The sequence below is a fragment of the uncultured Pontibacter sp. genome (genome assembly GCF_947499215.1).
GTDB lineage: Bacteria > Bacteroidota > Bacteroidia > Cytophagales > Hymenobacteraceae > Pontibacter.
In genome coordinates this window covers 219,392-242,817 of sequence record NZ_CANMNI010000002.1, presented here as the reverse complement: position 1 = coordinate 242,817, position 23,426 = coordinate 219,392, and the positions used below count along the sequence as shown (strand labels likewise).

Here is a 23,426-nt window from a genome sequence, read left to right as displayed (position 1 = left end):
ATTTAAATTGCTGAAAAGCGTATGTTTATTCCGTTTAGCTGGAAGTTGGGCAGCATTTAAATTACATAAAACTCTAAAGTGGTAAATGAAAGATATATTCTCTGAATATAAAGCAAGAATCCTGAAAGCTTTTCCGACTGAGTTGGAAGCAGATGTATTAGTTGTTTTAGAGATTTTACCCTTTCACGACAACAAAGTAAAATTGAGTGATGGTCAAGTTCACTTAATGGCTAATCTAATACATCCAAGTGAACTCTATCTCACCTTAAGGGGTGAGAGTCTGGTAATACCCTATAGGCTCTACTTCAACGAGCCTGATTTAGAAAAGGAAGAAACATTATCTGACAAGCAAAAAGCAATTCTAAACTGTATCTACCTTCGGCACCATAACGGGTACATAAGGGAAAGAAGACTTCAGAATTTAATACCGACAAGTGAGTATTGGGTTATACCATTCACCACACAGTTACTGGGAGAATATGTCTATGAGCTATTAGAAGTGATTGACAGACATGTTAATGAACAAAACATGGACTTATATCAAAAATTCATTCTGGAAAATCCCAAATACTGGCAGAAGACGGCAAGTAGGATGATAAGTTATTGGAATGAGTGTTACAGAAAAAGATTTCCTAGGTTAAAACAGTACCTTGGATATGAAATTGTGCAAAGAATAAAAAAACGAATGCCCAACAAAGTTCAGCCTTAACCCTTGCTACGCTTCTTGCTTCGGCTGCACAAATAACGTTCCACCAAAAACAAAACCAATCCAAAACCAATGAAACAAATCTTACTACTCCTGCTTGTATGTATCCTGACATCAAGCTTCTCTCCTAAAAAAGGACAGGTAAAGGACTATCTTAACATACCGGGCCCGATCAATTTCAACGACACCGACTTTGTATTAGCTTGGTCCTCTAACCCCACGACTACTTACTTTAAACAGGAGTATGTGCCTTCTGGTGAGGTAGTTGAAAAATATAACCAAATGGTATTGGTGGAGGTTGTACTCGGTGACTTGACGGTAGAAGATGCGGTGAGGGCACAGGTGAATGTGATTCAGCAGAGAAAGAAAACAGACCAAGTAGCCCAGTATCAGGTAATCGAAAACCCCAATACAGGGGAGATTATTCTTGACTTTCTGATGAGCGCCGGCACCAAAAAGAAGCTCGATGTAGTGGAGTGGAATGCCTACCGTTATAAAGCTTTCGAAGATGAAAAAGGCCGAAAAGGCATTCTGCTATTCGCTATCAGCAGACGAGGGTACAACGATGCTATTGCACCTTTTCTGAAAGGACTGAAGGATGAAAGAATAAACATGATAAATCTGCTGGGAGCATATGAAATGCCTACTGTAAAAGTTAGTCAATAACCGGTTTCCTGATACTGCTGCTACAGGTTCAATTAGGCTTGTCGTTTCGTGATTTTCCAGCCAAAATCTATCACTGACGTACATGCTTAGATGATCAGTCATTATTTCAAAATGAAAACACTTTTCCTGAGTTTGGCCCTATGTATCGCCTTCGTTTTAGAAGGTACTGCCCAAACCACCATCCAGTTGAAAGAGTATTTCAAAAGTCTGAAACAAGTGGATGTCACCATAGAAGGCCAAGGCTATAGCTTCCTGTTTGATACGGGAGGGGGCGAAACTTTCATTTCACCGGAGGTTGCCCAAAAGATCGGCAGACAGCCCTACGGTAATGCAACCGCCTTTCGGATGAGTGGGGAAATGTTCCGGCATCAAAAGGTTGATTCGGTTGAGATGCGCATTGGCGATGTACCGGTATTTCATGCAACGGTGGGCGTGTGGGACGTCATGGGCATTTTACCGGAGGATTTCCCGAAAGTGGACGGCGTTATCTCGCTAAAATCCTTTCAGGATAGAATACTTACCATAGATCTTGCGGCTGACAGGCTGCAAATCGAGACACCGGCCACACTAAGAAAGCAGCAGGGAAGACTGACGCTGCTGCCGAGCCGCTTTGCCAATGGGTTGGACGGAAGTGAACTGAATATCTTTCTGGGTGTCCCGCACCGGGGTCATTCCTACTGGTTTCTTTTCGACACGGGTAATATAAGCGAGGTGTTGCTTTCGCACCAAACGGCTTCAGGGTGGGGCCTCCAAAGCGACACGACAGTCCAGCGCACTGCCCTCAACCCGATTGCTATCCAATTAGGCAGGCGAAAGCTGGTGAGCAAGGCCGCCGCCGAAAACATTATCTACGACGGGGCTCTGAACTACGATGTAATCCGTCAAACCAAAATTACCATCAACTTCCCGACCAGACAGGTGTGGATGCACTGAAGCAGTTATTTCCCCAAACTGACTAATACGCCTAATTTTTATACCACTCAATCACAGCATTAATAACATCTGTTTAATTAACCCTTGATAACCCTGATTTTATGAAAAAACAACTTCTAGTAGGTGCTTTCGCTTTTGGCGCTATTCTGATGGCAGGCTGTGACAGCACGCCCGACAACCAAGAAACAACCATAACCGAACCCGAATCCGAAACGGCACCCGCCGATACGTCTGGGGTGGAGATGGATAACACCAGAGTTGAGATTGAAGAGGCCGCCGCCGAAGTAGACTCTTTGTTGGACGAAATTTAACGCAAAACGCACCATGAAGAACAGCATCGCTAGAAATATAGGATTGGGGTTGGCCCTCGGCCTGACCATGTTCGCAACCGAAGCCGCTCTTGCCCAGCAAGGAAAAGGCAACTCTAATAAAAATGCAACTGAAGTAAGAGAAGAGCAGGAGACACGGGAGAAAAACCAAAATGCCAACGCTTCTAGGCAGGACGGAAGAGGAGGTCAGAAAGACAACCAAGGGAAGGCGAAGGACAACAGCGGCAGAGCCCAAAATGCCAAGGAGCAAGGTAAGTCGCAAGCCGATAATGCTCAAAGAGGCAATCAAGGCAGGGGGCAGGCTGATGATTCTGAAAGAGGCAATGCCTATGGCCAAAACAAAGGCGACATGAGTGGCCGTGAGTTTGGGCAGAACAGAGCGGCGGAAGCCCGCATGACTGGTGAGCAAAGAAGAGCCCAGCTGGTTACGACAGTGGATCAGGGAGACAGCAAGGTAAAAGAAGCGAGAGACCGAATTGCAAAGGCAAAAGACGAATTAGAGCGGAACAGAAGGTCTGGGAAAATGTCGGACGCTGAACTGACCGAAAGAAGGGCTGCCATTGAGCGGGCTGAAAACGCGGTACGCGTGCTGGAAGAGAAAGTGAATGCCGGCAGAGCAAGATTGCAATGATAAAATAAAAGCTGCTATACCTATTTGGCCTGCAACAGCTGCGCGTTAAAAGCCTTTCTGTTGCAGGCTTTTTTTATAGCTTCAGTTGTGTGTCTTTAAAAAAGGAATTATCCTATACCTTATCTTTGCTAGTAATTAGCGTTCAAACAAGCTTAGCATATGTCCAGAAAAGCTTTTAATGCCGAAGGAGCAGTAGCCGTAGGTCCGTATTCACACGCCGTGGAGTCAGGAGAATTAATTTTTCTATCTGGCCAGACGCCGATAGACGCCAGTACTGGGGAAATGGTACAGGGAGACATTGCCGCACAAACGGAGCAGTGCTTCCGTAATTTATTTGAGGTGCTAACGGCCACGGGGCTTACCCCTGATGATGTGGTGAAAGTGAATGTCTTTTTAACCGACATTGATAATTTTAAGGCTATGAATGAGGTATATGCCACCAAGTTCTCCAAACCTTACCCTGCCCGCACCACCATTGGCGTGGCCTCACTGCCACTGGGAGCGCAGGTAGAAATTGAAATGATTGCCCGAAGAAGCTAAACAATGATAATTGACGAAAAACATAACCCTTGGACCACCCTTTCCAGCAAAGACATTTACCAGAACCCGTGGATAAAGGTGCGCGAAGACCAAGTCCTCAATCCGCGAGGCGGTAAGGGCATCTACGGTGTGGTGAGCTTCAAGAACAAAGCGATCGGCATTATACCTGTCGACGACGAGGGCTATACCTACTTAGTGGGGCAGTACCGCTATGCGCTCAACGAGTACAGCTGGGAGATACCCATGGGGGGTGGCCTGATCGAAAACGACCTGCTGGCGTCCGCAAAACGGGAACTGCAGGAGGAAACTGGCTTTACGGCCGAAAAATGGACCAATATCGCCCGGCTGCATACCTCCAATTCTGTGACGGACGAGGAGGGCTTTGTTTTCTTGGCGCAGGAACTAAAGGCCGGCGAAACAGCTTTTGAAGAAACGGAAGAGCTTCATATCCGGAAGGTGCATTTTGAGGAGGCGGTGCGCATGGTTATGGATAACCAGATTACCGATGCCATTAGCGTAGCGGGTATTCTCAAAGCGGCTATTTTGCTACAGCAGGACCAGAAGGCATAGCTTGTCGGTAAAGCGCGAGCACGTGAAGCGCTCCGATTGTTAACTGGTGGAATATTCTTACATTTGAAGGCATGAAAGCGCTTAAATACCTGTCCCATCGTCTCTACACAACTTGGTGCGTTACTTGGTTTGTGATGCCGTTTGTGGTCACGTATCCGTTTCAGGCGGTGCTGATTCGCAGGCAGCGCTGGTACCCACATGTGCACGGCATCAACCGCTTCTGGTCGTCCTCGGCCCTGCGCATGTTCTTGGCGCCCATCAAGGTGGAGTGGCGCATGCGCTTCGACCGCAAAAAGCAGTACATCTTTACCCCGAACCACAGCTCTTACCTAGATATTCCGCTGTTGCTGCATACCATTCCGGGTTTTATTAACTTTGTCGGGAAGAGCTCGCTCACCAAAGTGCCACTGTGGGGCAAGGTATACGAGAAGCTGTACATCGCTGTGGACCGAAAAAGCACCATAAGTAGTGCCAAAAGCTATATTCAGTCGGTGCGCACGCTGGAGCAGGGGCGTAATCTGGTAATCTTTCCAGAGGGTACCATACCGCCGACGGCAGGAGAGGAGCTGTTGCCATTTAAGGATGGTCCGTTTAGACTGGCAATTGAAAAGCAGTTGCCGGTGGTGCCGGTGACCATGCCTTACAACCACAAGTTTCTGCCTGACTTGGACGGCAAGCTGAAGGTGCGTTGGCATCCGCTCAAGATCGTGATCCATGAGCCAATCGAGACAAAGGGCATGACGTTGCAGGACCTGCCGGCGCTGAAAGAACGAGTACACAGTATTATTCAAACCGAAATAACGAAACACAACAAGATAGATGTCAACGGATATTCAAACCATCAGAAAGATCGCGCACTTAGCCAGACTGGAGTTCAACGAGGAGAAGGAGCAAGAAGTGCTGCAGGACCTGAACAAGATCTTGAACTGGGTGGACCAGTTGCGTGAGCTTGACACGGAAAACGTGGAGCCGCTCATTCACATGTCGCACGAAGTGAACGTAATGCGTGAGGATGTGGCCGAAAATACGGTATCGCATGATGCCGCGCTTAAGAATGCTCCTAAAAAAGACTCTGATTATTTCAGAGTGCCCAAGGTACTCGAATAGTCAGCTGGCTTGTCTATGAATAAAATCAAGTTTTGGAACAGCTGGGATGCGGACACTAAGTATCCCTATCTCTTCTTGCTTATAGTGGCCGTGTTGGCGCTCATGCTTGGGGTATACCATTACGTCACCGGCGAGAGCAACGCCATGGCATGGGACAAACTTCCTGAACTGCAGGTGGTGCATGTGCCCGTGCACGAGTTCACACGGCTGCTCGAGACCTTCACCCTGTATGTGGACGGCTACCTGATCACGGAGCAGTACGATGTGGCCATGCCGGCCGTTAATACCTTTGCAGCCATAGCTCTTATGCTGCTACTGGGCATCTGTCTGGCGTTCTACACGGCGGCAATCACCACCATGAAACGCATCCCCTACTTTGCGGGCATGCTGCTGCTCATGATGCTGTTAGCCTCCTTCAATCTGGATCTGCTGGGCGTTATCGGTAACAATACCGGCCAAACCACGCTGCTGGTCTTCATTGTGCTGTTCGCCGCGGTCACGTATGCCTTTCAGGCTTTTTACCAGCAGGTGCCCTTTACGGTACGGGTGATGGTGATGGTAGCCTTGGTGAGCATGCTGGGGGCTATGACTTACATGGAGTCTGATTTCCCGCCGATGCTCACCACCCTGCACTTGGCTAGCTACAGTTCCTTGGCCCTTGTGGTGGCCTCTTTTCTGTTTATGATCTGGGTGGGGTATGAGAACATCAACGCCCTGCTATGGATCAACACACAAGCCAGCAAGCCGGAGCGGCGTTTTAGCGTTTGGCAGTTTGTACTGGTGAGTGTGCTATACCTTGTCACGCTGGTGCTGCTATACCTGCGCCATGTGGGCTATGTCAAGGCGGACCTATTCTACGTTAATGCTTTCGTAATTCTCCTATTCTCGACGGTGGCCGGTTTCTGGGGTATGCGCCAGCGGGAGATCATGTACGTTCGGTTGTTTCCTTTCAAGCCGACCGGGGCGGTGCTATACCTCGTGTTCGCCACCATTACCTTTCTGAGCATTGGCTACGCCTTCGCCACAGCCAGCGACTCGCTAATTTCGCTCTTCCACAACCTGATTGTGTACACACACCTAGCCATTGGCGGCTTTTTCTTTGTGTATGTGATGTTCAACTTCGGTGGGCTGATCAAGCAGCGTTTGGCGGTGTACAAGGTGGTTTACCAACCAAAACTGCTGCCCCTCTATACCCTGTTCACAATGGGGGCGATCATTCTGGCTATTTTGGTGATGCGTACTCAGTTTCGGGTGTATTACTATGCGTATGCCGGTTACTACAGCTATCTCGGTGATTTGTACCGCAGTTCCGACAACCCCATTTTGGCAGAGCGCTTCTACAAAGAGAGCGACTTGGTGGATGCCAACAACGTGAAAGCTAATTTCAGTTTATCAGGCCTGTACCGTGCCCAGAATGAGCGTAACCGGGAGATTCTCAGTTTGCAGGAGGCCTTGGAGCGCCGCCCTAACCCCAAACTGTATGTGCGTTTGGCCAACCTCTACGACATGAAGCAGTTCTTTTTTGAGAAACTGTATGTGTTGCAGCAGGGTGCCGAAGCCTTCCCGAAGAGCGGTGAGATTTACAACAATCTGGCGCTGCTCTATGCGCAAACCAGCGTGCACGACAGCGTGGAGTACTATTTCAATCTGGCACAGCAGCATGCGGCAAACCCCGACTTTGTGCGAAGCAACCGCTTAGCCTTCTACACCCGACAGGCCATGCCGGAGCAGGCCAAGGAGCAACTGGCTGAGATCAGATCGACCAAGTATAAACCTTTGCGCAGCAACATGGCCACCCTTTACCAGCTGCTAGGGCGGGGGCCGGAAGCCAAGGAGGAAGATTTTGTGCCGGATTCTTTAGAGAGGGTGGAGGATGTTACCTTGTTTTACAATAAGACGATTGGCAGTGTAAACAAAGGTGATACCTCGCTGTTAAAACCTATAAACCGCTACCTCGCCTCGCAGGAGAACAGGCTCTTTATGGAGGACCTGTTATACCTGAAAGGGCTGGTGCACCACTACGATGGACGCCCTAAAGAGGCGCGCAGCGTCGTGGAGAACTTGGCGCTTGCGGCCAGTGAGCGCAGTGGCTACTACTACAATGCGCTGGGACACTGGATGATGGAAGAAGAGAACTACGCCGCGGCGGCATCTTACTTTAAAGAGGCCAAAGACCGTGGTTTTATCCAAGCATATCTCTCGCATGCCTATGCATTAGCGCTAGACCATCAGACTGAAGCTGCCATGGAGGCGCTTAAGGAAGTAGGCTTTACTGAAGTGGAGTCCGCGATTGCTGTGGCAGCTTCGCTGCTGGAGGTGCTGGACCAAGAGCCGTCCACCATCAGAACACTGGCCCCAGACCGCGACAAGGTGCAGTATCTCATCGCCTACCTGCCTGACCTGCTGCCAGAGGATGTGGAAGGTATCGTGAAAAGCATACAGGACAAAGACCTGCACCGCGAAGCCTCGGTAGCCAAAGTGGACTATTACATGGGAAAGAGGCGCTGGAAGCTGGCCAACGAAGCCATCAAAGAGGCGGCTACCGTGTTGCAGCCGGAGGGCGAACTCCGCTCCAAACTCAACCTGCAGCAGATGCGCCTGTGGCTGAACACAAAGAACCACGATGTGCTGGTAAAGCGCATGGACAACCTCTACCTAACCCCGAAAGACAAGCGTCAGAAGCTATACCTACGGGCCAAGATCGCTGAAGTGAAAGGCCGTGACCGTGAGGCCGCCGAACGCTATGACCAAGCGCTGAAAATGCTGCTCTACGATGAGCGGGTGGTGGAAGACGCCGCCGCCTTTTTTGCAAGGTATGGCCCAACGGAAATGAAGGCCTATGATATTCTACTGGACGGGATAACTTACAATCCGTATTCAGCCAGTCTCTATAAAGCCTATGCGCTGGAGAGTGTAAACAGGGGGCTTGCAAGCTACGCCGAACAGGCGCTTGTTTCGCTTCGCGGCTTGCTTCCTGCTTCAGAATATAGTACTTTTAAAGAGAAATTTGATAAACAGCGCCAATCAAAGGAGGCGGAGGCCGACCAGTGGCAACTCTAAACTAAGTTGTATGAGCACCATCATCGAGACACACGATATTTCGAAGGTATACCGCATGGGTAGCGAGACCATCCATGCACTCAAGTCTGTGTCTATCAAGATCCAAAGAGGAGAGTATGTGGCGTTCATGGGACCTTCCGGTTCGGGCAAGTCCACGCTCATGAACATCATCGGCTGCTTAGACACGCCCAGCGGTGGCCAGTATGTGCTCAACGGCAACGACGTGAGCAATATGACCGACAACGAACTGGCGGAGGTGCGCAACAAGGAGATCGGTTTCGTATTTCAGACCTTTAACCTATTGCCGCGCCAGAGTTCGCTCGAGAATGTGGCCCTGCCCCTCATTTATGCCGGATACAACAAATCGGACCGTGAGGAAAAGGCTCAGCAGGCGCTGGAAAGCGTGGGTCTCGGCAACAGAGGCAAGCATAAACCAAACGAATTATCAGGCGGTCAGCGGCAGCGTGTGGCCATTGCCAGAGCGCTTATCAACGACCCGAGTATCATACTGGCCGACGAACCGACGGGTAACCTCGACACCAAAACCTCTTATGAGATCATGGAGCTGTTCGAGAACCTGCACGCCAAAGGCAACACGATCATTATGGTGACGCACGAAGAGGACATCGCCAAGTATGCCCACCGCATCGTGCGCCTCCGCGACGGACTCATAGAATCTGACGAGGTTAACCCGGATGTGACCTCGCATGCAAAAGTAAATGCAGCGCACTAATTCATGAAAATATATACCAAGACAGGCGACAAAGGCACCACTTCCTTGATAGGAGGGACCCGGGTGGCTAAGTCTCACCTGCGCATAGAATCTTACGGCACTATAGACGAACTCAACTCCTACATCGGACTGGTACGCGACCAAGAGGTCAACAAAAACCGAGCTGACATCCTGAAAGAGATACAGGACCGCTTGTTTACCATCGGCTCCACGCTTGCCACCGACCCTGACAAGAACACCAAAATGGTGACCCCTGATCTGCATGCCGAGGACGTAACCTTGCTGGAGCAGGAAATTGACAGTATGACGGCCGAAGTACCCCCGCTGCGCGCCTTCGTGCTGCCGGGTGGGCATCAATCGGTTTCGTTCTGCCACTTGGCCCGCTGCGTATGCCGCCGCGCCGAGCGCTTGGCTATCCGCCTGCAGGAAGAGTCGCCAGTGGATGATCTGGTCATCGTATACCTGAACCGATTATCGGATTATCTGTTCGCTCTTTGTCGCAAAATGACGTATGAGTTACAGGCTGAAGAAATCGCTTGGAAGCCACGCGTCTGATTCCATTGTTCAACTAATAATCCCCTTTATTTATGTCAGTTGATACCCTAACTATACCTACTCAGTGCGTGCCGCAAAGCCGCATTTCTGAGCTGGACTTTAACAATATAGAATTCGGGAAGATCTTTGCAGACCACATGCTGGTAGCCGATTACAAAGACGGCGCATGGCAAACGCCCGAGATCGTGCCTTACGGCAATATGTCGCTTAGCCCGGCCACTTCAGCCCTGCACTACGGTCAGGCGATTTTTGAAGGCATGAAAGCCTACAAAAACGCGGATGGTGACATTCTGCTCTTCAGACCGCTCGACAACTTCAAACGCCTTAACATTTCCGGAGACCGCATGTGCATTCCGGAGCTGCCAGAAGAGATTTTCATGCAGGGACTGGAGCAGTTGCTGCGTCTTGATGCTGCTTGGGTGCCCCCTACACCGGGCTGCGCCTTGTACATCCGCCCGTTCATTTTCGCTACCGACGACTTTATTGGGGTGCGTCCATCATCAAGCTACCGCTTCGTGGTATTCAGCTGCCCGGTAGGCGCTTATTACGGGCAGCCGCTGCGTGTGGCTATTGAGCCGAACTATGTGCGCTCAGCCGAGGGTGGAGCAGGTTATGCCAAAGCGGCCGGTAACTATGGCGCGGCGCTATACCCTGCCCGCAAAATGCAGGAGCGCGGTTATCACCAGCTCATCTGGACCGATGCGCTTGAGCATAAGTATATTGAAGAATCCGGCACCATGAACCTGATGTTTGTGATTGATGGCAAACTAGTGACGCCAGCTGTTAGCACCACCATTCTGGCGGGCATTACCCGCGACAGCGTGCTGCAGATCGCCCGCGACAAAGGTATTCCGGTAGAGGAAAGAAAAGTGGCCGTTAGTGAGATTGTGGAAGCGCATAAAGCCGGTAAGCTGCAAGAGGCTTTTGGTACTGGCACAGCCGCCACCATTGCCCAGATTGCCACTATACACTACAACGGTGAGGATCTGGACCTGCCGGCAATTGAAGGGCGTAAAGTGTCTAACGGTATAGCCGAGGAGATGGATCGCATCAAAACCGGACAGTCCTCAGACCCGCATAACTGGATCCATAAGATCAGCCTATAAGCATACAGCAGATAAATAAATGCTGGACCGTAAGCGCATACTGTTTATGGTCCAGCATTTTAGCGTTTAATAACAGAACAAACCATAAATATGACTTCAGACCAAGTGAAGGATTTAAAGGCCCGTGTAGAGGCCTTGAGGAGGTATCTTTGACTACGATACCAAGAAACAACAAATAGAAGAAACAGAGCGGCAAACACTGGCGCCTGACTTTTGGGATGAACCCAAAGAAGCCGAGAAAGTGCTTAAGGAGGTAAAGTCGCTAAAGGTATGGACTGACCACTATGAGGAGGTGGAAAAATCCCTATCCGATCTGGAAGTGCTCTTCGACTTTTACAAGGAAGGCGATGTGTCCGAAGAAGACATAAAAGAGGAAGCCAAGAAAACCGAAGAAGCCATCGAAGGGCTGGAGTTCAAGCGTATGCTCAGCGGCGAAGAGGATCAACTGAGCGCCATTCTGGAGATCAATCCGGGAGCGGGCGGAACCGAGAGTCAGGACTGGGCCGAAATGCTGATGCGCATGTATATCATGTGGGCCGAGTCGCATGACTTCAGTGTAAAGCAGGTGAGTTATACCCCGGGAGATGGTGCAGGTATAAAGTCAGCTACTTTGGAGATAACAGGCGACTTTGCCTATGGCTACCTCAAGTCCGAGATTGGCGTGCACCGCTTGGTGCGGATCTCCCCATTCGACTCCGGCGGTCGCCGCCATACCTCTTTCGCTTCGGTATTTTCCTATCCGGTTGTAGATGATACGATCAATATTGAAGTGAATCCTAGCGATATTGAATGGGATACCTTCCGATCGGGAGGTGCCGGTGGTCAGAACGTGAACAAGGTAGAGACGGCCGTTCGTCTGAAGCACAAGCCGACAGGCATCGTGATCGAGTGCCAAATCGAGCGCTCGCAGCTCATGAACAAAGAGCACGCCCTGCGCATGCTCCGCTCACGCCTCTACCAAATAGAGATCGACAAGCGCAACGAAGAGCGTGACCGGGTGGAGAGCACCAAGAAGCGTATCGACTTCGGTTCCCAGATCCGCAACTACGTGCTGCACCCTTACAAACTTGTGAAGGACATCCGCACAGGGGTGGAGCGCTCCGACGTACAGAACGTGCTGGACGGAGACTTAGACCAGTATATTAAGGCATTCCTGATGCAGTCCTAAAGTATCCGTCAATTAAAGCAATAAAAAAGGCTTCCCATTAAGGAAGCCTTTTTTTATTGCTATGAGTTTATTATTCAGGTCCACCAGCCCACCATACCGGGTCAGTATAGATTTGTACATTTGGTACATTGGCAGCATTTGCGTCCAACTCACTGAGCGGGTAAGGGAAACGCAAAGGAGCCTGCTGAATAGGGTGTGTCAATACAGGAAAACCTGTTCTTCTCCAATCGTTATAAGCCTCAATCGACTGAAAGTAAAAGAATGCGATCCATTTTTGTTCAATAATATCCTCCTGTGTTAAAGCACCCCCACTCTGTGGAAGCGAAGCATTGGACAGGTAGGAAGCAATGGCAGGCTCTGGCGCATTAATCTGGCGCTGCATGGCAGCACGTATACCCTCCTGATAGGCCGTAAATGCCTCACCTGTATTCCCTAACCGAAGGTGTGATTCAGCCTCTATAAACTTAAGTTCATCATAGGTCATCAAGGGTAAGGGCGCTGTTGCGTTCAGTACACTTATGTTCACGTCAGAGAAGTTTTGGTTTGCCTGGTCGTTGGTCTGCGTGCCGTTCGGAGCGGGAGTGATCGCCCCCGTATTTGGGGCCGGAGCTACCATGGCCTGAAGTCGCGGATCGTTTTTCGATGTAAGTAAGTTCACAAACGTTTCACTCACAGCATGATGGCTACGATCATTCCGCTCCTGAAACCAAGGGTTTTCTCCAATGGCTGTTGCGGTAAACCTGGTAAAGGTAAAATTGTCTACATTTCCTTGGAAACCCTGCTCAGCAGCAGCAAGCGCTTGTGTTGCAGAACCCTGAGGGTCTATCCTGCTTAACCTGTTGTGGTATCTCGCTTTGAGTGAATACGCTGTTTTTCTCCAGCGTTCCATGTCACCACGAAAGATAAGGTCACTTACCCCAGGGTTTGGAGCCTGTTTTGCAAATTCGGCTATCGCCTCATCCAGCAAGGTTTGGATCTCGGTATAAATCTGCTGCTGCGTGTCGTAAGCAGGCGTGCGGTTCGTGTTGCCTTGTCCTGCTTCAGTATAGGGTACGCGGCCCCAAGCATCAGTGGCGATGGCAATTGTGTAGGCCTTGAGCACTTTCGCGATGCCAACATCATGGTAACGTCCGGATTCAGAGCCCCCGTCAGAACCTTTCTCTATGATCAGGTTCAGGTCAGGCAGAGGCCCGGCATAGATATTATTCCAAACGTTGTTTACCAAAGTGGCGTCTTCGTTGCCGGCACGGCGGTCCGCCGACTGCATCTGTCCGTGTACGCCAGTAGTATGCTGCACGAATACGGATGAATACCAAGCTAGGTCCGTGTTGGCTACTGCAAATGGCACGTTTATCGTCACCTGCGACAGCAGGAGATTAATAGACACATCTTCGGGACTATTGGGGTTGGTGTCTATCTCGTCTAATTTATCTTCGCTGCAAGAGCCGGCACCTAAGAGAAAGGCCATTGCGAGAAGAAATCCTAAATATTTATTGGTCTTCATAATATTTGTCCTTTTCAATTAAAATGTAACTCTTAATCCAGCACCAAAGCTTCGCGTTTGCGGCAAAGACACGTACTCTATACCTTGGAAGTTACCTGCACCACCCACGCTGGTCTCAGGGTCGAAATTAGGGTAGTCGGTGATTAGGAACAGGTTTCGGCCTGTGAGTACTACCGAAGCGTTGCTGATAAATGTTCTCTCAAGGAGTGGCGCCGGAACGTTAAAGCTGAGTGCCACTTCTCTCAAACGTACAAAGGTGGTTGAGAAAACATTATGCTCAGTAATGGCATCCATTCTGTCGCTCCAGAAGGTTTGGCCTCTTATTATAGAGATATCGTTCGGGCCTTCTACCACTACGTTTCCATCTTCATCTCGGAAACCCTTTACACCAGGGTATACATAAGCCGATTCCCTGTCTTCCGTATCAGCAGTCATGCCGTAAAGCCTCAACAATCTGGTGTTACCGCCATACATGTTGCCGCCTTTTCTCCAGTCAATTTGGGCAGTCAGATTAATGCCTTTAAAGGTCAGGCCGTTGGTAAACGATACCTCAAAGTCAGGTTGTACGTTGCCGATATTAGCGGCAGGGCCAATCAGCGGCATGCCATAATAAGGGTTCGGGTTACCCCCAACCGTTTCCCGGCTATCCACTACTACGTTGCCGCCATCGTCCCGCACAAAGGAAGAACCAAAGATGATTGGGTAGGCGGCGCCGGCTTCAGCTCTTACGTTAGGCGTCACGAAGCCACCAAGAAAAATGTTCTCCACGCCTTCAGCAAGCTCGAGTACCCGGTTTCGATAAGATGAGAAGTTGGTTGCCAGTGTCCACTGGAAGTCTGTAGTTCTGATAGGAGCTAAGGTTACCACCAACTCATGACCTTTTGTCTCCAGTTTACCTGCATTCCTGAATTCGGATTGGAAGCCTGTCGCTGAAGAAAGTGGTACACTGAATATCTGATCTTCGGTAGTCTGCACATAATAAGTATAGTCTATGTTGACTCGGTTGTCCAAGAAGCGCAGATCACCGCCGAACTCTACCGTCTTCGTGTTTTGAGGTCGCAGTTCTTCGGTACGGAGTACGTTGCTAAGGCTATAGCCACTCACGCCATTGAATGGGAACGCAATACCATCGTTCAGGAAACCGGAGCCTGCACCACCCAGAATGAATATGTTTCTGGTGATAAACGCTTGGTCAGGAGCCTGACCAACCTCTGCGTATGAAGCCCTTAGCTTTCCGAAGCTAATGATGTTATTGTCTATGCCGAAAGCATCTGTAAAGGAGAAGCCTAGGCCAATAGAAGGATAGAAAAAGTCTCTGTTGCCACGGGCAAGGTTAGAGACATAGTCCTGACGGGCTGATGCGTTCAGAAACAAATATTCTTTGTATCCAAATTCAGCATTTGCATAAAAGCCTGCCACCCTTCTTCTGCTGATTGTTTCTGACGTGGTCTGTACCGTGGTACCGGCTATGTTTCTGAAGCCCCCCCTGGTAATGCCGCTACCTACGTTTGTGAGGTTACGGCTTTTGATGTCATAGATCTCATTACCGATGAGTAGGTTTGCTGTAATGTCTTCTGTGATATTCCTGTTCAGATAAACGGAAAGGTTGGAGTTGACCTGATTCTGATTCAGTGAAAAGTCAATGATCTGACCGCCAGAAGGAGTCGCAGATCTACCACCTGTAAAGCCAGAGCCCAATTCATAAACCTCTTTACCATCTGTTATGAAAAAGTCATTGCCTAACCTATAGTTTAAGGTGATCCAGTCCAGCGGTTTATAACTAAGGTTGGCAGAGCCTATCAAACGTTTCGTGTCTTCAAAGAACTCGTTGTTGGCGAGAGACCATCTTGGGTTGTCAATCGCTCCCCGATAGTTAATCTGTCTGAAGGGATCGTTCGGGTCAGCGAACGGCAGTCCCCACAGGTCAAAATTTCTGGGGGCGGAGTATAGTGTGAATAAAGGGTTCGAGAGGTTGGATCCGCCCGGCACTTTATCAACGTGCAGATCAGAGTAATTGGCAGAAGCTGCCAGCGTCACTTTTGGGTGTAGCCTGAACTCGCCCCCTATTTTGGCATTGAAGCGGTCCATGCCTGTTGTAGGAACAACGCCCTTCTGGTCAGTGTAGCCCATAGAAATAGCATAGTTGCCTAATTCTCCGCTGTTAGCCACAGAAACGTTATTTGTGATCGTATGGCCGGTTTGGAAGAATGGGTCTACGTTGTCAAATGTCCTATTGCCCGGAACTGTCTCACCAAGTGCATTTGTTACGTCGCCCAGAGTGCTTAAACGCGGACCCCATGACAGGGATGTAGCCCGATCGTAGGCGCCGCCTGAACCCTGTGAGTAAGTGCTCTGTAAGTCTGGCAGAACAGATACCTGGTCTACTTGGTAGTCAGAGTTGAAGGTTACTGTCGCTCCCTTTTTCTCTCCTAGGCCCCTGCCTTGCTTGGTAGTGATCACCACCACACCGTTGGCGGCCCGCACCCCGTAAAGTGCCGCTGCTGCGCCGCCCTTGAGCACGGAGATCGACTCGATGTCGTTCGGGTTGATGTCAAGCGCCCTAGAAGAAGCATCAGCGCCACTTACTGCCCCTGTGCCAGGCAGGCCTGTGGCGGGTGCCTGTAAACTGCCGCTCTCGATTGGCATACCGTCCACCACATAAAGCGGCTGGTTGTTTCCTGTAAAGGAACGGTTACCGCGGATCGTGATGGTAGAAGAGGAACCCGGCATACCGCTTGACTGACGCACGATAACACCGGCCACTTTGCCTTGTAGTGCGTTCGTTACGTTGGGCTGGTTGGCCCGGTTAACTTCTTCACCGCTTACCTGCTGCACCGAGTAGCTGAGCGCCCTTTCCTCTCTTTCAATACCGAAAGCCGTTACCACAACCTCGCCCAATTGCCGTGTATCCACATTCATTGTCACATTGATAGTGGTCTGGTTGTCGATATTGCGTGTAACGGTGGCATAGCCAATAAAGCGGTAGGTGAGTGTGTTAGAAGCCTCTGGCACATTGATAGTGTATTCGCCGTTGGTTCCAGTGGTGGTGCCGATGCTGGTGCCTTGTACCAGCACTGCGACGCCGGGCAGTCCTTGCCCTGTTTCCTGATCTGTCACGGTACCCGTAACCGTCCTAGTCTGGGCCATGCCTTGGTGAAAAAGGGCAAATACCAGAATAAAACTCACTAGTAGTAGTTTGTTCATGTTCCCAAAAAGTTTTGGTGTCATAAAATGTATAAAATCAATATGGCAAAAGTGCCACTAGGTCGGGCACTTACGGGAGAGGCAGTATAAGGAGAGTTGTTTATTAATTGGCCAACCTGCCAAGTAAGCACAGGTGTTTAAACATTAAATATACTAATGTATATATTTTTTAATGCTAAAGTTCAATTTATGATTCATAACATTATACGTGATAAATTTTATTTAGCACTTGATTAATAGCATTTTAACTAAAAAATAATATTATTATAATAGGGTTTAATTATTTATATATTTATATTCTTAGTTAGTAAATATGCCCTTTGAACAGCTGTAATAGTAGGAATGGGTTAAGCAGGAGGCTGCGCAAAGAGTCATTTTAGCGGACGCGAAATGAGGAAGAAGTTGATATGAATTTAATATAGAATGACTGCTAAAGAGACTATTAGGAAAATAAATTTTATATATTTCTATTTGCTATATTTAGAAAAATTATTCTTAGTTTACGGCTTCAAAACAGGGGTCCTAGCTTTAAATCACCTTAAAAATGAATATGGTTTCAGTTGATTTTTTCATGGTACCAGTTGCGGAAAACTTCACGACAACACCATCAAGGTATATGGTATAGGGTTGCTTTAATCTTTGATTTTTGTTTGCCTAAAGCTACAAAATACATCAAGCAACTCAGCCTAATCAGTAATGTTCAGAATTCTTGTTCGCTATAAGTAAAGTATTCTATAAGTCAGTCTTTTTATTATTGTTTAACCTTAATCAATCTTACTATTATTATCCACCTCAATTAACAGACCAATGAAAAAACTACTACTATTGAGTTTTGCGCTGGTATTTGCCCTGCTAAATCAAGCAGTGGCACAGAGCAGAACGGTTACGGGTACTGTGACAGATCAGGAAACAGGGCAAGGCCTTCCTGGTGTTGCAGTGCTTGTTAAAGGAACCAGCGCCGGTACCGCAACGGGTGCTGACGGCAATTACAGTATTAATGTGCCAGAAGGCAGTTCAACACTTGTATTCCGCTTTTTGGGTTATACTAGTGTAGAGCGTGCAGTAGGCACCAACTCTGTTATCAATGTTTCGATGGGCGTCGATACTCGACAGCTTGGCGAAGTTGTTGTAACTGCATTCGGTATAGAGAAAGAAGAGAAAGCGCTTAGCTACTCTATACAGCAGATCGGAGCTGAGGAAATCACCAGAGTAAACCAGCCTAACGTAACGAACGCCATCCAAGGTAAAGTGGCCGGTGTTATCGTGCGTCAGTCAAGCGGTATGCCGGGTTCTTCTTCTACCATTACGATCCGCGGTAACCGTTCATTTACTGGTAACAACCAGCCGCTTTATGTAGTGGATGGTATGCCAATCGAGAGTAACGCTGCTTTCGCGCAAGGTGTAAGTGGTACAGATGCTTCATCACGTGCACTTGACATCAACCCGAACGACATCGAGTCAATCTCTGTGCTCAAAGGTGGTGCCGCTGCAGCCCTGTACGGTGTTCGCGCATCAAACGGTGTTGTTGTAATCACAACTAAGAAAGGCAGAGGCCTCGACGCGAAAAAAGGTGCTACAGTATCATTTAGCTCAGACTATTCAGTAGATAAAGTGTCTGTGCTTCCTGATCTGCAAAGCACTTACTCTCAAGGTTCAGGTGGTGCTTACAATCGTGCCTCTTCTCTATCTTGGGGTCCTAGAATCAGCTCATTAGGTGAAGTACAGGATGCCACTGGCGCCATGGTGTCTGGCAATCGTGTATTTGACAACGTAGAGCCGTTTTTCCAGACTGGTCATACGGCGACAAATGGCATTACTGTAGCTAACAGCGGCGAACTAGGAAACTATGCTGTTTCTGTTGGTTATACAGATCAGGAAGGTATTATCCCAACTACAGGTATGGAGCGTTTTAACGCTAAAGTAGGTGGTGATTTCAAACTGAATCCAAAAGTGAATTTGGGCGTTAGCGCAAACTTCTCTGACACACACATCGATAAAGTGCCGGGCGGATCTAACCTTTCTAACCCACTCTTCACGCTGTACGCCGCTCCGCGTAACTTCGACCTGTGGGGACTGCCTTTTGCTGACCCGAATGATCCTTACAAGCAGTACAACTACCGTGGTGCAATGGACAACCCGCGCTGGGCGCTGGCTAACAACCAGTTCTACGAGGATACACGCCGTTTTATAGGAAGCGCGAATCTTACTTACAAGCCATTAGAGTGGATGTCATTAAGCTATAGATTAGGTAATGACTTCTTCATAACAGATGGTAAAGAAGTTTATGAATTGGGATCTGGTTTCACAGGTGGTAGATCTGCGACTCCTTCTGGAGGCCGTATTAACGACTACACTTTCGTGCAGAACCAAATCAACTCCAACATCTCTGCTAACATTAACCGCGATATTACCGAGGACCTGAATGTTAACTTGTTGCTTGGTAGCGAAATGTATGATATCAACTCCCGCTTTGTAAACAATGTTGGTCAAGGCATCGGTATCGGTGGTTTGCGTAATATTGCCAACACAACTGTACAGACAACCAACGAAACACTTTCAAGCAGAAGAACAGTTGGTTTCTACTCTAATCTTGAATTGGGTTACAAAGACTATTTATTCCTAAACGCATCTGCCCGTCAAGATTATGTATCTAACTTGGCTCGCGGCAACCGCGCTTTCTTCTACCCATCGATTGGTGCTGGTTTCGTATTTACTGAAGCTTTCGGAATTGACAGCAACATTCTGGACTTCGGTAAGCTGAGAGCTTCATTTGCAGAAGTTGGTCAGGCTCCTGAGAGTGCCTACATCACTAAAAACGTATATGTACAAGGTGGAGCAGGTTCTGGTTACTTGACAGATGGTATTGCGTTCCCTTTCAACGGCTTGAATGGCCGCACACTGAGCAATACGCTGAACTCGCCAACTCTTAGACCACAGAACACAAAAACAGTAGAATTCGGTGGTGACTTAAGATTCTTGAGCAACCGTATTACGTTGGACTATACCTACTACGTACAGACAACCACTGATCAGATCTTCGCAGTTCCGTTGGCTCCATCTGCAGGCTTTACTTCTGAGTTCAGAAACGCTGGTAAACTGGAGACAAGAGGCCATGAGTTGATCGCTACTGTTGTTCCTGTTAGAACCGAAGGTTTCGAATGGACGTTGACTACGAACTTCTCTTCTTACAAGAATGAGGTGTTAGAACTTGCAGAAGGTGTAGATAATATCTTCTTGGGTGGTTTCGTAACACCAAACATTCGTGCTGAAGCTGGTGCCGCTTATCCAATTATCTTTGGTTCCTCTTTCCAGCGCGATGCTAATGGTAACGTAGTTGTAGATAGCAGACGTACACTTGCTAACGGTAACAACAACCCTTATTATGGTATGCCACTTGTAGGCGCTGAAACGAACATTGGCAACGTACAGCCTGACTTCGAAATGTCCTTCACCAATGGCTTTACTTTTAAAGGTGTAAACCTGACTGCTCAGGTAGACTGGAGAAAAGGCGGTAACATGTACGCAGGTAACACCAGACTTCTGAAACTGTACGGCATGGACGCTGTGACGGAAGACCGTGAGTCTGCTTATGTATACCCAGGTACTAAAGGATATGTTGACGCTGATGGCAATCTTGTAGTAGAAGGTGACAACGATATTGAAATTGTAAGAGGTGAGACATTCTGGAGCAACAGAATGGACGCGATTACAGAATCAAACGTGTACTCAACTACATTTGTACGTTTGAGAGAGGTTGCTCTGAGCTATTCTCTTCCAAGCTCACTGTTGTCCAAAACTCCTGTTCGCAATGCCTCACTCGTACTGACTGGCCGTAACCTGTTCCTTATCTCTGACTATCCTAACTTTGACCCTGAGACAAGTGTGGGTGGATCTGGTAACTTCCAAGGCTTAGAGTATGTGTCTTTGCCACAAGCTAGAAGCTTCGGTGTAGGTTTGAAAATTGGTTTTTAATTACAAAGGATTTAGCAAATGAAAAATAATAGAATCTTAAGCTTTCTGCTCGCAGCTGGTTTGGCCATAGGCTTCAGCTCTTGCAGTGATGACGTACTGGATGAGATTGACACCAATCCGAACTCTCCAGAGGATGTATCCCTTAACCTGCTAATGCCACAAGTGACGGTGAACGTGCCTACTGCGGTTACTGGTACTGATTTGGGATGGTATGCTTCTATCTATGTGAGACACACAGCAGGTGCTCATGGTCAGCTACAAGAAGCTGACAGACGCTCCAATCAGGAAGCATCATCTATTGTGAACAACGTTTGGAATAACATTTATGCAGGTGTTCTTCCAGATTTGAATGTTATAATAGAAAAAGGTACAGAAGAGGGTAACTTTGTGCACGTTGGTATAGCGAAGGTACTCAAAGCCTATACCATGTCTGTAGCAACTGATACTTGGGGTCGTGTGCCATTTTCAGAGATAGGACTGGGCAGCGAATTGCGTAAGCCTAAGTTTGATCCACAGCAGCAGATCTATACTGGTATTCAAAACCTACTTGACGAAGCTATTGCAGACCTAGCAAGAGGTGGCGCAAACCCTGGTACAACTGATCTTATCTATGGTGGCAGTGCCGAAAAGTGGACAAAAGCTGCTTGGTCATTGAAAGCTCGTTATTACAACAGACTAAGCAAAGTTGATCCTCAGGGATCTGCAACTTCAGCTTTGGCTGCTGCTGCTAATGGCTTTGCAAGCTCAGCGGATAACTTCACTTTCGCGAAATACACGGCAACTGCTATTGGTGAGCACCCTTGGTTCCAAGAGTCTAACGACAGAGCGCACCACTCAGTAAGTGATGCCTTTGTAAGCACGCTGACGTCTTTGAGCGACCCTAGACTGCAGGCCTATGTGAAGCCTGTTCCAAGCACAGGTGTAATTACTGGCTTCCCGAACGGTAATCAGGAGAATGACCAAGCAGGTGAGAAATATTCTCGTCCTTCTGCGGCTATTCTGAATGCTACTGCAACTATGCCACTGATGACATTTGATGAGTTGAAGTTCATACAGGCAGAGGCTAACCTTCGTTTAGGCAATGCTGATGTTGCTTATACTGCCTACAAAGATGGTGTTTCAGCTGCTATGAAGCGTCAGATTGCTGCTTCAGACGCTGCTATCACAACTTATCTTACAGATGAAGATCTGCCGCAGTCAGCGGGAGCACTTTCTGTAGAGGATATCGTTCTGCAGAAGTGGATCGCTTTCTGGTTGTATCAGCCATTTGAGGCCTACAATGACTGGAGAAGAACTGGATTCCCAGGATTCATCAACGAGCATCAGATATCAGCCCCTCCACGTCGATTTGCTTACACAACAAGTGAAATCGCTGCGAACGGAGAGAATGTACCGACAGTGCAGATTTACTCCAACGGTGTATGGTGGGATGACCAATCTGAAGACTAGTCTAATTTGATTTAAGTATAAAAGGTCAGATGAAATTTTCATCTGACCTTTTACTATTATAGAGGGCTATTGTTAAAAGCTGAAAAACTAAAATTAACCCAAAAGTGTAAATACACTTGTGCTTAAATCCAAATATGAGGCTACTAATTTTACTTACGCTCATTCTATACCCCATCTCTTGGGCACATTCTCAGACTCTGTTTGGGGTTAGGGGAGGCTACAATTATAGCAAGATCAACGGGATTGGTTCTTCTACCTATAAATACTCATGGAATGAGGGGTATCACTTGGGACTTTATGCCTATAAGGAGATTGGAGAAAATCTTTTTATAATACCTGAAGTGAATTTTACAACAAGGGGGTATAACTACGAGCGCAAATACTCTAGTAACAAATCTCTTTCAGGTGATACATTACAGCTCAATCAGAGTGCCGATATACATTATTTGGATGTGCCCATCTTAGCACAACTTCAATTGGGTAGATTGTTTTTGGAGGTTGGGCCTCAGTTTGGATTTTACTTAAGTGGCAGTATAAAGAATGATTTTTTGATAGAGCAGAATGGCGAGCAGTCACATTCATACTCTTCTAAGTCTATGGAGCACTTGGTGCAACCTGTGGATGTTGGATTAATTACCGGAATAGGTTATCGAATGAACAATGGCTTAGGGTTAGGACTCAGGTATAATCAGGGCTTTAGGGAAGTGATCCGTAGAAAGAACTGGGAAAAGAACATACAGTTGCAAGCAACCGTGTCCTATACAATTGGCTATGCTTCTTTTGCAAACTTACAGAATAAAAAACGTGGGAGCATGATGGACGAGTACTACAATGAGAATATGCGTCCGTCGGAGCCAGAGAAAAATACGCGAGGCTATAAAGTAATCACCAAGCAGAATATAACAAGGTATTCAATTGTGAAAGTAGGTGAATCCCCTCGGACTGATGTGCAGTTTGTTTTTAATTCCATCGGAGCTAGCTCACCTCAAAATATTATTTTGGCCGGGTCTAGTGGAGCAGAGGTTCAAACAGCGATGTTTACTGGTTTTAGGGATATCGAAGTTCCGTTTCAAGGCAGTATCAGATACAGTGTGCGAGCTTCTTTGGGCGTGGGAACTATAGAGTCTTTCCTAGAGTACGAGATTACAGAACCCGGCATCTGGAAAATAACTATTCTTAGCCAGTGATCCCTG

At 48.0% G+C, this 23,426-nt stretch carries 19 protein-coding genes; 17 read left to right on the top strand and 2 right to left on the bottom strand.

The features are described from left to right. The first annotated feature begins 85 nt into the window (after positions 1 to 85). The 14 genes from Q1A04_RS09010 (at position 86) to prfB (ending at position 12,104) form a co-directional block, all read left to right on the top strand. Positions 86 to 709 (top strand): hypothetical protein, encoded by a 624-nt coding sequence (locus Q1A04_RS09010; RefSeq protein WP_299704259.1) that lies wholly within the window; start codon positions 86 to 88, stop codon positions 707 to 709. Between the two features lie 69 nt (positions 710 to 778). Beyond that, complete coding sequence (locus Q1A04_RS09005) at positions 779 to 1,372, top strand: hypothetical protein (RefSeq protein WP_299704257.1); 594 nt, start codon at positions 779 to 781, stop codon at positions 1,370 to 1,372. Between the two features lie 111 nt (positions 1,373 to 1,483). Further along, complete coding sequence (locus Q1A04_RS09000; protein WP_299704255.1) at positions 1,484 to 2,305, top strand: aspartyl protease family protein; 822 nt, start codon at positions 1,484 to 1,486, stop codon at positions 2,303 to 2,305. 101 nt (positions 2,306 to 2,406) lie between these two features. Beyond that, entirely contained in the window at positions 2,407 to 2,616 is a 210-nt protein-coding gene (locus Q1A04_RS08995) for a hypothetical protein (RefSeq protein WP_299704253.1), read from the top strand. A gap of 13 nt (positions 2,617 to 2,629) precedes the next feature. Next, on the top strand, positions 2,630 to 3,265 hold the full coding sequence (locus Q1A04_RS08990) for a hypothetical protein (RefSeq protein ID WP_299704251.1): 636 nt from the start codon (positions 2,630 to 2,632) through the stop codon (positions 3,263 to 3,265). A 159-nt stretch (positions 3,266 to 3,424) separates the two neighbouring features. Further along, on the top strand, positions 3,425 to 3,805 hold the full coding sequence (locus Q1A04_RS08985; protein WP_299704248.1) for a Rid family detoxifying hydrolase: 381 nt from the start codon (positions 3,425 to 3,427) through the stop codon (positions 3,803 to 3,805). A 3-nt stretch (positions 3,806 to 3,808) separates the two neighbouring features. Beyond that, a complete protein-coding gene (locus Q1A04_RS08980) occupies positions 3,809 to 4,375 on the top strand; it encodes an NUDIX hydrolase (RefSeq protein ID WP_299704245.1) in 567 nt (188 codons plus the stop codon). A 71-nt stretch (positions 4,376 to 4,446) separates the two neighbouring features. Further along, positions 4,447 to 5,322: a 1-acyl-sn-glycerol-3-phosphate acyltransferase gene (locus Q1A04_RS08975; protein ID WP_299704242.1), complete on the top strand. Its 876-nt coding sequence runs from the start codon at positions 4,447 to 4,449 to the stop codon at positions 5,320 to 5,322. Continuing rightward, entirely contained in the window at positions 5,207 to 5,482 is a 276-nt protein-coding gene (gene gatC / locus Q1A04_RS08970) for an Asp-tRNA(Asn)/Glu-tRNA(Gln) amidotransferase subunit GatC (protein WP_299706970.1), read from the top strand. The genes Q1A04_RS08975 and gatC overlap by 116 nt, the downstream gene beginning before the upstream one ends. A 15-nt stretch (positions 5,483 to 5,497) precedes the next feature. After that, the gene (locus tag Q1A04_RS08965) at positions 5,498 to 8,542 is read left to right on the top strand and encodes a hypothetical protein (protein ID WP_299704239.1); all 3,045 of its coding nucleotides are present in this window, start codon (positions 5,498 to 5,500) and stop codon (positions 8,540 to 8,542) included. 10 nt (positions 8,543 to 8,552) lie between these two features. Continuing rightward, the gene (locus tag Q1A04_RS08960) at positions 8,553 to 9,275 is read left to right on the top strand and encodes an ABC transporter ATP-binding protein (protein WP_299704235.1); all 723 of its coding nucleotides are present in this window, start codon (positions 8,553 to 8,555) and stop codon (positions 9,273 to 9,275) included. 3 nt (positions 9,276 to 9,278) lie between these two features. After that, complete coding sequence (locus Q1A04_RS08955) at positions 9,279 to 9,830, top strand: cob(I)yrinic acid a,c-diamide adenosyltransferase (RefSeq protein WP_299704232.1); 552 nt, start codon at positions 9,279 to 9,281, stop codon at positions 9,828 to 9,830. 32 nt (positions 9,831 to 9,862) lie between these two features. Then, a complete protein-coding gene (locus Q1A04_RS08950) occupies positions 9,863 to 10,936 on the top strand; it encodes a branched-chain amino acid aminotransferase (RefSeq protein WP_299704229.1) in 1,074 nt (357 codons plus the stop codon). A 90-nt stretch (positions 10,937 to 11,026) separates the two neighbouring features. Continuing rightward, a protein-coding gene (prfB, locus tag Q1A04_RS08945; protein WP_299704226.1) for a peptide chain release factor 2 occupies positions 11,027 to 12,104 on the top strand; the annotation gives its coding sequence in 2 pieces (ribosomal slippage) (positions 11,027 to 11,086 and positions 11,088 to 12,104; 1,077 coding nt in all). A 70-nt stretch (positions 12,105 to 12,174) separates the two neighbouring features. Here prfB and Q1A04_RS08940 read toward each other — a convergent pair. Together Q1A04_RS08940 and Q1A04_RS08935 are read right to left on the bottom strand one after the other, a co-directional pair. Further along, entirely contained in the window at positions 12,175 to 13,572 is a 1,398-nt protein-coding gene (locus tag Q1A04_RS08940) for a SusD/RagB family nutrient-binding outer membrane lipoprotein (RefSeq protein WP_299704223.1), read from the bottom strand. A gap of 54 nt (positions 13,573 to 13,626) precedes the next feature. Beyond that, positions 13,627 to 16,812, bottom strand: a complete 3,186-nt coding sequence (locus Q1A04_RS08935) for a SusC/RagA family TonB-linked outer membrane protein (RefSeq protein ID WP_299704220.1) — start codon at positions 16,810 to 16,812, stop codon at positions 13,627 to 13,629. Positions 16,813 to 17,619: 807 nt separating this feature from the next. Here Q1A04_RS08935 and Q1A04_RS08930 point away from each other — a divergent pair. The 3 genes from Q1A04_RS08930 to Q1A04_RS08920 all read left to right on the top strand — a co-directional run bounded on the left by Q1A04_RS08930 (position 17,620) and on the right by Q1A04_RS08920 (position 23,420). Next, positions 17,620 to 20,784 (top strand): SusC/RagA family TonB-linked outer membrane protein, encoded by a 3,165-nt coding sequence (locus Q1A04_RS08930; RefSeq protein ID WP_299704217.1) that lies wholly within the window; start codon positions 17,620 to 17,622, stop codon positions 20,782 to 20,784. An 18-nt stretch (positions 20,785 to 20,802) separates the two neighbouring features. Beyond that, positions 20,803 to 22,233 carry a SusD/RagB family nutrient-binding outer membrane lipoprotein gene (locus Q1A04_RS08925; protein ID WP_299704214.1) on the top strand — a complete coding sequence of 477 codons (1,431 nt, stop codon included), beginning with the start codon at positions 20,803 to 20,805 and terminating at the stop codon, positions 22,231 to 22,233. Positions 22,234 to 22,367: 134 nt separating this feature from the next. After that, positions 22,368 to 23,420 carry a porin family protein gene (locus Q1A04_RS08920; protein WP_299704211.1) on the top strand — a complete coding sequence of 351 codons (1,053 nt, stop codon included), beginning with the start codon at positions 22,368 to 22,370 and terminating at the stop codon, positions 23,418 to 23,420. Positions 23,421 to 23,426 lie beyond the last annotated feature (6 nt).